This is a genomic window from Reichenbachiella agarivorans (assembly GCF_025502585.1).
Taxonomy (GTDB): Bacteria; Bacteroidota; Bacteroidia; order Cytophagales; family Cyclobacteriaceae; genus Reichenbachiella; species Reichenbachiella agarivorans.
On sequence record NZ_CP106679.1, the window covers coordinates 1,793,812 to 1,808,607 of the forward strand.

General features: G+C 41.9%; 14 protein-coding genes. 7 read left to right on the forward strand and 7 right to left on the reverse strand.

Annotation, left to right across the window (positions count from 1 at the left end):
* Positions 1–6: 6 nt before the first annotated feature.
* The 3 genes from N6H18_RS07555 to N6H18_RS07565 all read left to right on the forward strand — a co-directional run bounded on the left by N6H18_RS07555 (position 7) and on the right by N6H18_RS07565 (position 3,422).
* Positions 7–726, forward strand: coding sequence for a hypothetical protein (locus N6H18_RS07555; protein ID WP_262311228.1), 720 nt, complete (start codon positions 7–9; stop codon positions 724–726).
* 360 nt (positions 727–1,086) lie between these two features.
* Positions 1,087–1,467 carry a hypothetical protein gene (locus N6H18_RS07560; protein ID WP_262311229.1) on the forward strand — a complete coding sequence of 127 codons (381 nt, stop codon included), beginning with the start codon at positions 1,087–1,089 and terminating at the stop codon, positions 1,465–1,467.
* Positions 1,468–1,577: 110 nt separating this feature from the next.
* Complete coding sequence (locus tag N6H18_RS07565; protein WP_262311230.1) at positions 1,578–3,422, forward strand: ATP-binding protein; 1,845 nt, start codon at positions 1,578–1,580, stop codon at positions 3,420–3,422.
* A 367-nt stretch (positions 3,423–3,789) separates the two neighbouring features.
* Here N6H18_RS07565 and coaE read toward each other — a convergent pair whose 3' ends face one another.
* The 7 genes from coaE to N6H18_RS07600 all read right to left on the reverse strand — a co-directional run bounded on the left by coaE (position 3,790) and on the right by N6H18_RS07600 (position 8,948).
* Positions 3,790–4,368, reverse strand: a complete 579-nt coding sequence (gene coaE, locus N6H18_RS07570) for a dephospho-CoA kinase (RefSeq protein ID WP_262311231.1) — start codon at positions 4,366–4,368, stop codon at positions 3,790–3,792.
* Positions 4,365–5,315 carry a YbbR-like domain-containing protein gene (locus tag N6H18_RS07575; protein ID WP_262311232.1) on the reverse strand — a complete coding sequence of 317 codons (951 nt, stop codon included), beginning with the start codon at positions 5,313–5,315 and terminating at the stop codon, positions 4,365–4,367. Before N6H18_RS07575 ends, coaE begins: the two co-directional genes overlap by 4 nt.
* Positions 5,316–5,321: 6 nt before the next feature.
* Positions 5,322–5,633, reverse strand: coding sequence for a preprotein translocase subunit YajC (gene yajC, locus N6H18_RS07580; RefSeq protein ID WP_262311233.1), 312 nt, complete (start codon positions 5,631–5,633; stop codon positions 5,322–5,324).
* 33 nt (positions 5,634–5,666) lie between these two features.
* Positions 5,667–6,200, reverse strand: coding sequence for a DUF1573 domain-containing protein (locus tag N6H18_RS07585; protein WP_262311234.1), 534 nt, complete (start codon positions 6,198–6,200; stop codon positions 5,667–5,669).
* A 167-nt stretch (positions 6,201–6,367) separates the two neighbouring features.
* Complete coding sequence (locus tag N6H18_RS07590; protein WP_262311235.1) at positions 6,368–6,679, reverse strand: YtxH domain-containing protein; 312 nt, start codon at positions 6,677–6,679, stop codon at positions 6,368–6,370.
* A 1-nt stretch (position 6,680) separates the two neighbouring features.
* On the reverse strand, positions 6,681–7,790 hold the full coding sequence (gene nusB / locus N6H18_RS07595) for a transcription antitermination factor NusB (protein WP_262311236.1): 1,110 nt from the start codon (positions 7,788–7,790) through the stop codon (positions 6,681–6,683).
* Between the two features lie 54 nt (positions 7,791–7,844).
* Positions 7,845–8,948, reverse strand: a complete 1,104-nt coding sequence (locus N6H18_RS07600) for a Glu/Leu/Phe/Val dehydrogenase dimerization domain-containing protein (RefSeq protein ID WP_262311237.1) — start codon at positions 8,946–8,948, stop codon at positions 7,845–7,847.
* A 193-nt stretch (positions 8,949–9,141) separates the two neighbouring features.
* Between N6H18_RS07600 and N6H18_RS07605 the strand changes: the two genes are divergently transcribed.
* The 4 genes from N6H18_RS07605 (at position 9,142) to N6H18_RS07620 (ending at position 14,793) form a co-directional block, all read left to right on the forward strand.
* Positions 9,142–10,935, forward strand: a complete 1,794-nt coding sequence (locus N6H18_RS07605; RefSeq protein ID WP_262311238.1) for an ABC transporter ATP-binding protein — start codon at positions 9,142–9,144, stop codon at positions 10,933–10,935.
* Positions 10,936–11,199: 264 nt separating this feature from the next.
* Complete coding sequence (locus N6H18_RS07610; RefSeq protein WP_262311239.1) at positions 11,200–12,525, forward strand: DUF4270 domain-containing protein; 1,326 nt, start codon at positions 11,200–11,202, stop codon at positions 12,523–12,525.
* Positions 12,522–13,520, forward strand: coding sequence for a Kelch repeat-containing protein (locus tag N6H18_RS07615; RefSeq protein ID WP_262311240.1), 999 nt, complete (start codon positions 12,522–12,524; stop codon positions 13,518–13,520). Before N6H18_RS07610 ends, N6H18_RS07615 begins: the two co-directional genes overlap by 4 nt.
* Positions 13,504–14,793: a hypothetical protein gene (locus tag N6H18_RS07620; protein WP_262311241.1), complete on the forward strand. Its 1,290-nt coding sequence runs from the start codon at positions 13,504–13,506 to the stop codon at positions 14,791–14,793. Before N6H18_RS07615 ends, N6H18_RS07620 begins: the two co-directional genes overlap by 17 nt.
* Positions 14,794–14,796 lie beyond the last annotated feature (3 nt).

The following is a 14,796-nucleotide window of genomic DNA, read 5'->3' on the forward strand; positions in this document are numbered from 1 at the left end:
CGGATCATGGGTTCGAAGCTAATTTTGTTTTTGGGATGTCTGCTTTTGATCAGCGGGTCTGGTCATGCGCAGAGTGTGGAAGAAGTGCTGCAGCGACATTTTGCTGCGGTGGGAGAAGAATCTTTGGCACCCATGCGTTCCGTGCATATAGAAATGATCGAGCGAGATGGGTCGGGCAATACCCGCATCTACCAGATCACTAAAAAGCGCCCCAACAAGATCCGCAAAGAGACAGAGGTCAAAGGTTTTCGTTACGTTGCGGTATTTGATGGGGAGTATGGGCAAGTCCTGGAGGGCTGGCTGGAAGATTCGATTCGGGATCTATCGGTCCAGGAACAGGCAGTGCTTGAGATAGAATCTGCCATTGGTTCGCCCTTACAGCTCGGAAGTCTGCCCGATCATGAGATCAGCTCGATGGGGTTTCCTCAGATAGCGGGGCAGCGATATGCCAAGTTACGCTTGACGTTTTATGACAACTACTTTGTGGATTTCTATCTAGATCAGCAGACACACATGATCTACAAGTATGTAGTGTTTGATGAGAAGAGCGAAAAGGTTGCCTACGAACTATTCTATGCCAACTACAAGAATCTTGGAGGTTTTGTACTGCCGTACTCCTTCGAAAAGCGGATCGATGACTACAACAAAGTTTCCTACAGCATGAAGGACATTGTATTTGGCGCAGGGGCTGCCAATTCATTATTCAGTTTAGAACAGGAACCCTAACATCCGATGCTTATCGGATTTTTTTCTATGCCTATAGGAATTATTTTTATAAGCATAGAAATATTTTTTATGCTTACAACTTTCCATTCTATAAGCATCGCTTTATCAAAGTGTAGGCATGGGTTTGCAGATAACCCTAACAGGGTTGTTAACACCAAGAAAAAAACAACTGTCTGAATCAAGATGTTGTTTCTCAGAGAATAGATATAATTATTACAGCTACCCTAAACCCTGTTAGGGTTTTTAATTAACCCATTCATGACTCAAATCACTTTGTTATATGGAGAGCATTGACTAATATTAGAGTGCAGCTCGAGATAAACTACTTGTTTATTTTTTTAACTTAATTAACTAATTATTATGTCGACAATTCATGTCACGTTGGTGGTAGACCCCACCTTATTACCCTCAGACCCTAATACATCACCAGAGGCAGCTTGTTTATTGTATGATTCTAATCTGGATCCAGACGATACGGGAGCAACTAACTTTCAGATCAATGCTAAGGAAGGAGATACAGTGATTTTTCATATCAGTGCCAGTGACAATGTCACGGTGATGAGCTTGATAGCAATCGAAGCGAAACCAGGGCAGTCCAACTTGTTTAGTACCACACCTTCGTCGCCTAGTTGGAAAGGTACAGTAGGTGCTGTAGATGGTACAGAAGCATTTAATGTCCAGTTTTCAGTTGGTGGGACTACTTATACTTTGGATCCTGAAATCAGGGTACGACCAGCTTAATGATTTTTCAATCTCAAAATTGTTTTCAATCATGGACCTATTTAATTATAGGTCTTTTTGTTTTGCCATTTTTTTCTGTCTTTGGCCAAAATCAATCTATATCGGACAGTTTGAAATACAGACTTGAAGAAGGAAACTACAAGTCTGTATTTAGAATTCTGGAAAGTATTGCTGCTTATGAGACGGATCCAGAAGAACTTTTGAAATATTCGGAAATATTAATAGTTAAGGCGCAAGATTTAAATAATGACAGCACGAATTACTGGCTAGTTCATGGATATGTGCAAAAAGGGAATGCTTTGAGATTACAGGGAAATTTGGATCACGCGATAGCTGCTTACTTCAAGAGTGCTGAAGCTGCTAAGAAAATAAACTATCAGGGAGGGCTTGGTACTGCACTTTTATCTATTGGTGCCATTTATGCGAATAATAATGATCATGAAAAAGGGATCAAGTATAGGAAACAGGCTATTTCAGTTTTGCGAGAAACTGCAGATTCAATTTCCTTGGCCGCAGCTTTAATGAATACGGGATATGGGTATTATTTGATTGATCAGTATGACAGTGCATTGCTTCATTATGAAGAATCTGGAAGTATTTATGAGAGAAAGAATTATGTATTGGGCAAAGCCTATAACCTAGGGAACGCAGGTCTGGTCTATGCCAAGCAAGGAAAAACCAAGGAGGCAGAAGAGCAATTGAATGAAGCAATCAAAATATTAAAGGAACTAGAGGACTCTTATGCCATCACGGAGTTTGAGATTGAGATGGCCAACATCTATGTCCAAAAGGGAGACAAAATTACCGCAGAGAGGTACTTGCACAGTGCCCTGTCCTATGCACAGCAGGACGGACTGAAAGAGAGAATCCGAGACGCCAGCCTCCAGCTCTCTGAGCTATACAGCAGCCAAAAGAAATACGAACAAGCCTACTACTACCAGAGCCAATACATCACCTACCGCGACAGCATCAACAACGAAGAGACCATCCGCAAGATGGCGGATCTCCGTACGGAGTTTGAGGTCGGACAAAAGCAAGCAGAGATAGACCTCAAGCAAAAGGAAGTTGACTTGCTCAACCAAGAGGCCTACATCAACCGAATCTTCATCTGGTCGGCAGTAGCGGTGGTCACCTTGCTATTGATCTTGACCTTTGTGCTCTACAAGCTCTACCGACTCAAAGTACGAACTGTAGAGGTTATCAGAGAAAATAGACAATTGATTGAGGATCAGCGCGACGAGCTAGAGAGACTCAATATGACCAAGGATCGTTTCTTCTCTATCATTTCACATGATTTGCGTGGGCCGGTTTCCAATTTCAGTGGGGTAGCCAGTTTGATCCAGATGTACATCGAGAGTGGCGAATATGATGAGCTTCAACGGATTGGGGGGATTTTAGAAGACTCTTCATATGAACTGTCATCTCTCTTGGACAATCTGCTTGACTGGGCGATGAGTCAGCAGGGGCATTTTCCTTACAATCCTGAGGAGGTCAGTCTGGAGGATATCTGCAATCCCTCCCTCAGGGTACTGAGCAACTCCGCTAAGGCCAAGAAGATCAACATGACAGAGGAGGTCTGGTCCGAGTATATGCTGTATGTAGATCAAAACTCCGCCACCACCATCATCAGAAATCTCCTGAGTAACTCACTGAAGTTTACACCAGAGGGAGGTGAGGTGACGCTCAGTGTCGATCAAGTCGATGACATGGCAGTCATATGCGTGCGAGACACAGGTATCGGTATCCCGCAGGACAAGATGGAGACGCTTTTTGGTTTCGAGGGCTCAAGGAAGCGCTGGGGCACCAAGGGAGAGAAAGGTGTAGGTCTGGGATTGAATCTCGTCCAAGAGTTCATCGCACTCAACAAAGGCCGTATCGAGGTAGATAGCGAGGAGGGCAAAGGCACAGAGTTTAGGGTCTATCTGCCGTTGTTTGTTGAGAAAGTTGAAAGTTGAAAGTTGAAAGTTGAAAGTTGAAAGTTTTTTTGTAGAGGGTTTTTATTTCTACAAAACGATATCTGACATTAGGTGTCAAGATTTTAGAACCCATGTTGAGTTACGGGGTTCGCTAACCATCGACTAAAACTCGCTGACCATCCACTACGACTCGTTATTGTATCACTAAGACTCGCTAATCATCGACTATGACTCGTTGATCATTCACTACGACTCGCTAGGCATTGGCTAAGACTCGTTATTGTATCACTAAGGTTCGTTAGTCATTGGCTATTTCTCGCTAAGTATTCACTACGACTCGCTGGTTATTCACGACGGGTAGTTCACCACTAACGAAAGATCGCTGAGAGTTACCGAATGCTATATCTCACAAGAATTTCTCGTGCAGTGCCAATACTTGCGGTATGAGCAATTGCTGTTCGTCGTTGTGGAGGATGTAGTCGGCGATGCGGTTGCGCTCTTCGTCGGAGAGTTGTTTGTTGATGATGCCTTTGATTTCTTCTTCGCTGCGGAAACTGTCTCTTTTTTTGATTCTGGCGATACGGATCTCCATCGGTGAGGTGACATTGATCAAGGCGTCCAAGCTTTGGTAAGAACCAGACTCTATGAGTAGAGCTGCTTCTTTGATGACATAAGGGCTGTTTTGCTCACTAGCCCAGGCTTCAAAATCTTTCCCAACTGCAGGATGTACAATGGAGTTGAGCACTTGTGTGTTTTCTCCCTTGGTGAATACCTGGTCAGCGAGGTAGGCTCGGTTCAGTACACCATCTTGATAGGCCTCTTCACCAAAAGCAGCGATGATCTGGGTTTTGATGAGAGGGTTTTCGTTCATGAGCGCTTTGGCTCGGGTATCAGCATCATAGGTTGGAATCCCCAGCGAACGGAAGATTTCGCAAACCGTACTTTTGCCAGATCCTATGCCGCCCGTGACACCTATTTTTTTCATGGTCTTTTGTCTTGGTATTCTACCTTGATATAGTCAGTAGCCAATACAATGTCCAACGCTTTCTCATGCGCGTACATCAGGATGGGAGAAATTGTAGAGTCACGCTTATTGAGCATGCTGTAGTCCACCGTCACACTAAAATCCGATTTTAATACCTCATCCACTTCCTTCTCATTGATGGTGTAATATATTTTGATGTCTTTTTGCCTTGGCACGATGGATGAGTCCACCGGGAAATTCAAGAACTCGATAGGTATGGTCACATCCTTGTAGAGGAATCTTGAGACCGAAAACTGAATATTTGTTTCTTTGGGTTCAGCTGTGATGATTTTTTCGGTCTGATATCCGAGTTCTTCGTCATAGTTGCTGGAGATGTTTTTGTCTTTGAATGCCAGCAAAACGGGGCTGGAGAGTTGTGTCATCAGTGATCTTGGTCCTGTGAAGGTCACAGAGTCATTGGCTATTTTGATAGGAGAGGTGATTCTATAGCTTTCTTTGAGAGGGACATTGATGCTGTCTATCATGATGGGCAGCCTTTTGATTACTTTTTCTTCTATGTGAAAAAATATGGTGTCTGTGACTACATAGGTCAGCTTCAATCCGTCCAGTTGATCAGAAATCATGGGTATGAGACTAGCACGTGTCAAGAAACGGATTTCTGTCGGGTTGTCTAGTCTAACTTGGATAGGGCGAGCATTGATGCGCAAGGTTTTGCGTAGGAGGTTCCATCCACCACTGGATACCACAATCTTTACGTTTTGGGTGAGGGGCTCTACCACCACTACACTGTCTCTTTTGAATAGGTAATTGATTGGATAATCTAGGCGGGTATCGTAGTTTTTGTTCATGGCGTTGAAAAACCAGAAGGTAGCCGCTCCCAATACTGAGAGTAGGACTACCTTCCAATTTTTTCTTAATCCAGGTGCAAAAAACCTAAAGAAACCCATATGTAATTAGGCTTGATTGGCTTTTTTACTCAATTCCATGGAGATTGAACTTTTTTCTATCACCAACTTGGTACCTCTGTCGATATCCAAAGTGATGGTAGAATCAGTAATTTCTACGATTTTGCCATGGATTCCACCGATGGTTACAGCTTGATCTCCTTTTTTCACTTCTTCAGTGAATTTTTTCTGATCTTTTTGTTTTTTCTGCTGTGGTCTGATGAAGAACATGTAGAAAACTACAGCCATCACACCTAGCATGATGTATTGCGTATAATCAGTGCCACTAGCAGCTGCTTGTAATAATATTAGATTTAGCATTTATTGATCTGTATAAGATTGTTTTCGTTTGTCTTATTCTGCTGATGCAGCTGGAGTTACGTCTGCCTTGATTTTGATCCTAGATTGTTTAGGAAAAGTATTGGCAGTGATAGTAACGGTTTTGTTTTGGATACCAGGCTTTTTGCTACTGTTGAATTTGACTTTGATTTGACCTTTTTCACCAATGCCAATTGGTTCTTTTGGCCATTCTGGTACAGTACATCCGCATGACCCTTTGGCATCAGAGATGATCAATGGAGCATCTCCAGTGTTTGTGAACTGGAATACGTGCTCTACCTCATCACCTTCATTTATTTTTCCAAAATCATAGTCTTCTTCTGTAAAAGTAAACACGGGTAACGGACCATCAGGTTTCATTTCAGGTTCGTTGGTAGCTGCTGGCTGAGTTGTAGCAGTTGCTCTGGTGTTTGCCACACCTTTTCCTTCTAGTTCTGCCACTCGGCCTTCTAGTCTTGTTACTCTGCTTTCCAAATCTGAATTAGAGCATCCTGCTACTGCCAATCCCAATACAGCGATGGTGGCTGATAATAATGTTATGTTTTTCATTTTAATAAAAATTGTGTTGATTAAAGTGTGAAATCTGTGACTGAGTGTCAGAGTCTCACAATCCATAATTTTTTAATTGATCAAATATCGAACAAATGTAATAAAGTCAACCGAATGGTTGTAACTCAGCGGACTTGTTAACAAGCCCTTAACAAGCTGGGCATGTTTTATTTTGGTGAAACTTCCTCTCCTTTGATTTGACTAATTAGTCCGTTGACATCATCGAGGAGTCTTTCGGCTTTTTCTTTGGCGTCTTTGACGATCTTTTGTCCTTCGGTTTTGGCGTGATTGTCAGTCAACTCTTTGCCATCTATGAACTCCTGAATGGCTACATCTAATTTTTTTCTATATTTATCTAGCTGGTAACTGAGTTTGTCTCGGGTATTTTCTCCCTTGTCTGGAGCATATAATACTCCCAAGACTGCGCCTGTAGCAGCTCCAATGATAAATGCGAATAGTGAATTTGAATTGTTGCTCATATTATTTGTTATCTAAAAGTCCTCTTCCACTCTTTTTAATGCGACCTTGCTCTTGTAAATCTACAGAAAGTACATCAAGCAAGCCATTTACAAACTGTTTACTTTTCGGAGTACTGTACTGTTTTGACAGTTCGATATACTCGTTGATAGTCACCTTTACGGGGATCGATGGAAAATGTGTCATTTCAGCTATCGCCATCTCCAGTATGATTCGATCTGTGAGTGCCACTCTATCGATTTCCCAGTTTTGAGATTTCTCCTTGATCAGTACGGATAGCTCTTCTTCATTGTCGATGGTCAAGTCATACAATTCTTTGAGGAAATCTAAATCTTCCTCCCAGTTTTTGGATAATTCCATCAGCAACGGTTCATCTCCTTCTTTTTCTATGGATTTGATGGTTTTGAGCACCATGCTTTTTAGGATCGGCTTGTCTTCTGTCCATCCTATATCCAGGGACTCAAAATAATCATTGATGTTGTCATGTTTGAATATGACGTTTTTATAGATGTCGAGACATAGTTCCAAATCATCTTCATATTTGGCCTGAGAGAGGTTATCATACTCTTCGTAGAATTCTTGGCTTTTGATATACTCCTTGTGCCAAGCACGAATCAGGTCGCTGTCCCAAGAAATATTCTTTCGAGACTTTTCATTCTGAAAAGGCTCGTATTTTTTGAGAGCAGTGATAATGATATTTTTCTTGAAGTTGTTGTGCTCTATCCCTTTTTTTCTTTTTTGGGCATCTATGAGTTCTTCGATTTCGATGATCAATGAGAGCAGTTTGATGTAGTCATCATAGATGGCAGACAAGTCAGCAATCATTCTTTTTTTGAAATGAATTTTGTTCTCTGGCAGTCTGTTTTGCCAATCACGACGAAAGTGCTTGACTTCTTTGATGATGTCAGGTTTGATGTCTTCGCCTATACTATCGAAACCTCCCTGATTGACTTGGTCGAAGACCTTGCCAGTAGTCTCTCTGTCTTGGCTGAGCATCTTCTTGTCCTGAACCTCCATAGAGTTGAGGTCTGGCAAGAATTGATCTTGCGCTTTTTGTTTACAAATATTGTAATCTGCCTCTTTGGCTGTGAGATATGCAAATATGGCTTGCATTCCCTTGATACGTAAAGAACGTCTGTTGAGCATTGTATCCTATCCCCGAATGATTTATGAGGGTAATTTAATATTACCTATTGATTTAATTCTGTCTTCTGCAATTTTTATGGCCGATTGATGAGGAGTTTGTGCTGATTTTTGACTCATCTCAAAAACTCTCAAAGTCGTATCGTAGATCAATTCCGTCTGTGCCATTACTCTTTCTCTGCTATGATTGCCTGCATATTCGTAATATACGTTGGTGATCCCACCTCCGTTGATCAAGAAGTCTGGTGCGTACAATATTCCTTTGTCTACGAGTGCTTGACCGTCCGAGATTTCGTGGAGTAATTGATTGTTGGCAGCTCCTGCAACAATGTCACAATGTAGCAATGCGATGCTATCATGGTTGAGCGTGCCTCCCAAGGCACAAGGAGCGTAGATGTCTACATTGGCTCCAGCGACTTGATCGGGAGCGATGATTTCTACCTTGTATCTGTCAGTGACTCGTTTGATTTTGTCTTCGAATATATCAGAGATTGTGACTAGCGCACCTTCTTTGATGAGCAGGTCAATCAAGTTGATACCCACATTGCCTGTGCCTTGCACCAATACTTTTTTCCCAGTCAGGGAGTCCAAACCATAGGCTTCTTTAGCAGCAGCCTTCATGCCCATATACACACCGTATGCGGTGTATGGTGATGGGTCGCCTGCTCCACCTACATACTCTGGTAGCCCCGTGACGTAGGGAGTTTCCATCCGAATGTACTCCATGTCGCGAGTAGTCATATTGACATCTTCGGCGGTATAGTATCGGCCACTGACACTATGGACAAACTTGCCAAAACGTCTCATCAATGCTTCATTTTTGATTTTGGAGGCATCTCCGATGATGACAGCTTTGCCACCTCCGATATTTAGTCCAGCGATGGAGTTTTTTAGGGTCATGCCTCTGGACAATCTGAGCGCATCGGTCAGGGCCTCTTGATCAGTAGCATAATTCCACATCCTGGTGCCGCCCATAGCTGGGCCTAGCACAGTGTTGTGAATGGCGATGATTGCTTTCAAACCTGTTTCTTTGTCATGGCAAAGTACGACTTGCTCATGATTCATGTCTTCTATTTCTGTGAAAATGGAGACAGTTTCTTTGTGCGTAGCTTCTGTCAATTCTATCATTTTGGGTATCGAATTTTTATGGGTTAAAAATTACGGACGCAAATTTAGACGTTTTTTGGTCAGAATTTGCGCTGGGGTTCGGTATTAATGTTATCCTTATGTTTCTCTCAATATAACAGGCCAACTTTCCAAAAACAATACCGTTTGATTCGTAATATTGCAATTCTGACAAAAAACATACAGAGTCGATTGAATGAGAGATCTCGCGCACATCAATAAATACCTCCTGAAATACAAGTATCATCTGCTGCTGGGCACTGTCTTCATCATCATTGCCAATTTGTTTGGGGTGGTACCTGCGGTAATCGTACGACATTCATTCGATCTGATTCAGGAGAGCTATCAGTTGCACAACCTGTTTGACGGGCTCAATCTTCAACAGACGACTTATGATTCTTTCATCCTGAGTATTTTCGTGTTTGCTGCCATTATCATAGCTTCTGCACTGCTCAAAGGTGTTTTTATGTTCTTTATGAGGCAGACTATTATTGTGATGTCACGATTGGTGGAATTCGATCTTAAAAACGAGATTTATGAGCACTACCAAACTCTGCCGTTGAGTTTTTATCGCCGCAACAACACGGGTGACCTGATGAACAGGATTTCTGAAGATGTGAGCAAGGTGCGGATGTACATAGGTCCAGCGATCATGTATGGAATTAACCTAGCCACGATGTTTATCATCATGATTCCTTTCATGTTGTCTATCGATGTGGAACTGACACTGTATTCATTGATTCCTCTCCCTTTTTTGTCGTTCAGCATCTATTTTGTCAACAACATCATCAATCAGCGTTCTGAAGAAATCCAAAGAAGCCAGTCAGGTCTATCGACTTTTGTGCAGGAAGCATTTTCTGGTATCCGTGTGATCAAATCGTTTGTCCGAGAAATGGATTACGATAAGTCATTTAACGCAGCGAGTGATGATTACAAGAAAAAATCTTTGCGCTTAGCTTTTGTACAGGCTTTGTTTTTCCCACTGATTATGAGTTTGATTGGACTCAGTGTGATTTTGACAGTGTATGTCGGGTCGACAGGCGTATTGAAAGGAGAATTGAGTACTGGTAACATTGCTGAATTTATTATTTATGTGAATATGTTGACATGGCCTGTGACATCTTTGGGATGGATCACGAGCATTATCCAAAGTGCTGCTGCGTCACAAAAGCGTATCAATGAATTTTTGGAAGTAAAAAATGACATCATCTCAGAGAAAAATATCCAAAAGGAGATTACAGGGGATTTGAAATTCAGCCATGTTAGTTTTACTTATCCAGACTCTGGAATCCAAGCATTGAAGGATATCTCATTTGAAGTTTCATCAGGGCAATCGATTGCGATCATCGGGACGACGGGTTCGGGCAAAAGCACCATTGCCAATTTGATCTGTAGGATGTATGATGCGACGACAGGAGAGGTGCGTTTGGACGGTATTTCGATCAAAGATTTTCATATCCCTAACATTCGAAGGGCGATCGGTTATGTGCCTCAAGATGTGTTTTTATTCTCCGAAAGTATCAAGGCAAATATTGCGTTTGGTAACTCACAAATTACGGACGAACAAATCATGGAAGCTGCTGATCATGCCGATCTGACCGAGAACATGTCACGGTTTCCTGAAGGGATGGATACGGTACTAGGAGAACGTGGAATTACCCTGTCAGGAGGGCAAAAACAGCGTGTCTCAATAGCGCGCGCGATAGCTAGATCTCCCAAGATATTGATATTTGACGATTGTCTGTCAGCGGTCGACACCAAGACTGAAAATAGTATCCTCAACAGCATGAAAAGGATCATGGTCGACAAGACAACGGTGATCATTTCGCACCGGGTATCCAGTGCACAACTGGCTGACAAAATCATTGTTTTGGACGATGGGATGATTAAAGAACAAGGCAGCCATCAAGAGCTCATCTCCCAAAATGGCATCTACAAAAGTCTCTACGACAAGCAAATTCAAGGAGAAGAGAGCGTCTCTGAATTTTAATTCACAATTATTTTTCAATCCTGAACATTTGCCTTTTATGCCCTGGGTCGTGGGATGCATTTGATGGAGAATGGTTGATAAAGTGCCTTTTTTGTTCATTAAGGGGTGATTTTTACTATCATTCCAATTAGAATATTTCACCATTATTGATCCAGCTTTTTTGTTGGTATTCTCCCTACTTTTCGTTTTTCTTTTGTCTCACATACAACTTTGAGAGACTGATCTGAATTTCTGTTTCAAACACGAATGATGATTTGGATGAGAATGAAAAAACGAAAACCAATTGTTTTTGTCTGGTTGACACTGGTTGCTTTGGCGGGGATTTGGTTGTCTACGATGAGTGGTTGCTCGCAGGTAGATCCTGAGATTGGCTCGGATTTTTTTGATGAGGTTTCTTTCGAATTGGTGACATGGGATACACTCACCATGGAGATGTCCACTGTGCAATTGGATAGTGTAATCACCAATGCTCCAGTTAGACTTTTGGTCGGTGAGGCAGTACAGGAGGACTTGGGAGAGATGTCTGCCGAAACGTATTTTCAATTGGGAGGAGATGTGCTTACAGATTTTCCAACGGGCTCCCGTTTTGATTATTCTAGGGTGACTATGACACTCTATTTTGATGATTATTACTATGGAGATACGACGAAGCTGATGACTCTGGAAGTACAGGAATTGTCGGAGGATCTGGAGCTCGATGAGGATGGATATTTGTATAACTCTTCATCTTTTGGGACCAAGACAGACTTCTCAGGCCAGCCTATCATTTATGGAACTACGTCTTTCTATCCTAAACCTACACAAAAAGACTCTATTGAGATAGATTTATTGACAGAACGGGGGTTAGAGATTTTTAATTTTCTGGCTGATGGTGAAATCGCTGCGAGCGATTTTAAAGATTACCTCAAGGGCTTCAAAATTGTCTCTAAAGATGCTCATTGCATATTAGGCTTCACAATTAGCCCTTCTTTGAAAATATACTATGACGATCGATCCGACGAGGACTCTGAGGAGCAAACCTTAGAATTCAATACAAGTGTTGATGATATATATTTCAATCACTTGGTTGCATCTACATACAATGAAGCGTTTTTGACTTTGGATTCCGAAGATCGATTGTCATCCGAGTTGACCAATAATCAAAGCTATGTACAATCAGGAATCGGCAGGGCAGTTAGGATAGATTTGCCCCATATCAGGAACATCTTGTCAGGAGATGACGAGCTGCTTTTGGATAAGGTAGAGCTAGTGCTCATGATAGAAAACGAAATTCCCGAAGAGACCTACATGCTTCAAAATCTATCGGTGTACCGAGTAGATAAAAACAATGATTTTTTGGCAGTCTATGACCTGCCTTACACGCTGAGTGTGGATTCAGAATATGGTTATGGCCGATCATATACGATAGATATCACAGATTTTGTAGAAGAGCAAATCGCACTAAATACTGTCATCAACGAAGATGGAATTTTGCTCAGGTTTGAAACAGAGCAATTTTTTGGAACATTGGATCATCTCATCCTGGCAGACCAACATAGTGACAAAGAAAAAAGCATAATCAAGTTAAACGTAGTAAAAATCAAACAATGAAAAGTAAGATAGGAATATGGATTTCAATTGCCCTGTTTGGGCTCATGATGTCGTGTACTACAGAAGAGGACTCTACTGTAGAAGAAGGCAACTGGATCAAAAGGTCTTCATTTGATGGGGTAGGTAGATCAGGAGCAGTGTCCTTTGTGATAGGAGATAAGGCTTATATAGGTTTGGGTTTTGATGGAGATGATTATCTCACTGATTTTTGGACCTATGATCCAGATCAAAACTATTGGCAAAAGGCGGCTGAATTTCCTGGAGTTGCTAGATCAGGTGCGGTGGCTTTTTCGATCGGAGACAAAGGCTATGTCACGACAGGATACAATGACGATGAGCTTGTGGAAGAGCTAGGTGATACTTGGGAATACAATAGTGCGACAGACACATGGACTCAGCTGGCTGATTTTGGCGGTAGTGCCCGATATAAGGCTGTGGGTTTTGCTACTGGAGGATATGGCTATGTAGGGACTGGGTATGACGGGAGTCATTTGAAAGATTTTTGGCGATTGGACCCGGCGTCTGGAGAGTGGACTCAAATCGTCAGTCTCACGGGGGAGAAGAGAAAGGGAGCGGTTTCTTTCGTCATAGATTCTTATACCTATGTCTGTACGGGTAGCAACAATGGGCTTTATGAAGCTGACCTTTTGGCATTTGATCCATCTGAAGCTGGCTGGAGTCAATTGGAAGATGTAAACGAAGATGATGATGATCAAGATGCGATTCTAAGAGAGGATGGTGTTGCCTTTGTTTTGGATGGCAAAGGTTATGTGACAGTAGGCTCGCTGGGATCCAACCAGAATACAACTTGGGAATATACCCCTGGTAGTGGTGTATGGACAGAAAAGACGGCATTTGAAGGTACAGGTAGAACGGGTGCGGTGGCATTTACGATCAATGGACGTGCATTTGTAGCTTTGGGTCAGAGCGGTTCTTCTCGTTGGGATGATATTTGGGAATTTGTACCAACTGAAACCTATGACGAGGATGATTGATAGGGCGAGCGTTGAATTGAAACCTAGTAAAATAACTATTTTGCTAGGTTTGGTTCTCCTGTTGGTTTCTTTTCACTCGTTTGGGCAAAATGCATCTGGGTCAGTTTATTCTATGTTTGGGATTGGAGAGCTGAATCAGACGACCTCTGTGCAATCCAGAGGAATGGGCTATGCTTCGATAGGTCTGTCATCTAAATACGATGTGAATTTGGTCAATCCAGCTGCCAATGATCAGTTGGGGTACTATTTTAATCACATGACCAACATTGGGTTTTATTATGCCAGTACCAATTACAAAACGGATGATGCGTCCGAAAATGGATCGTACGGAGGAATTTCTAACTTCAATTTTTGGTTCAAAATTGGAAATAAATGGAGCAGTATAGTAGGTCTAGGTCAGTACAGTAATGTTGGATACAATATCAATCAAAGGGATGTCAACTCATTTCAGTCCAGTGATTACAGTGTATTGCATCAGGGCAGTGGAGGACTCAATGAGTTTTATTTTTCCAACGGATATTCGATTGTTGATAACCTGTCCTTGGGATTGAAACTGGCCTTTGTCTTTGGGAATATTGAGCATACAGAATGGGCTGCCAGTAGTCAAAATTCACAGCAATTTTATATCTCAGACCAAGTAAACATCAAGGACGTCTATGCTGAGTACAGTTTGAATTATCGAATCCAAAGACCCAAATTTGATGTCAATTTTGGTCTCATCTTCAAAAACGAGAATACATTGAAGGGAAGTACTAGTTCACAGATTACATCTCAAAACACGACCAGCGGAGAAGTTGATTTGATATATGAAGATCAAGAAAGTACGGATGACTATGTATTGCCTCGAAAATATGGTTTTGGCTTTTCTGTGAATACGGAAAAAATATTGCTGGCAGGAGACGTGGAGTATAATCAATGGAGTCAAGCGCATATACCTGACTATGAAAATGATTTGAATGATACATGGCGCTATTCTTTGGGGTTGGAACTGACACCTAATCGTGCAAGTGAGTCTTATATGAGTAGGGTGAGTTATCGAATAGGCGGATATACCGAAAATTCTTATTTGAAGATCGATGGGACGACATTTTCTCAATATGGAATCACTGGTGGATTGAGTATGCCCTTGAGGACAGGGAGTGCTGTAAATGTCGCATACCAACGAAAGCTGAATGGAACTGTGCAAAACAATCTGATCTATGAATCTACTAATGAGATTTCTATCAATTTGACGATTAGAAACCGATGGTTCCAGCAGCGAAAGTTCAATTAACAA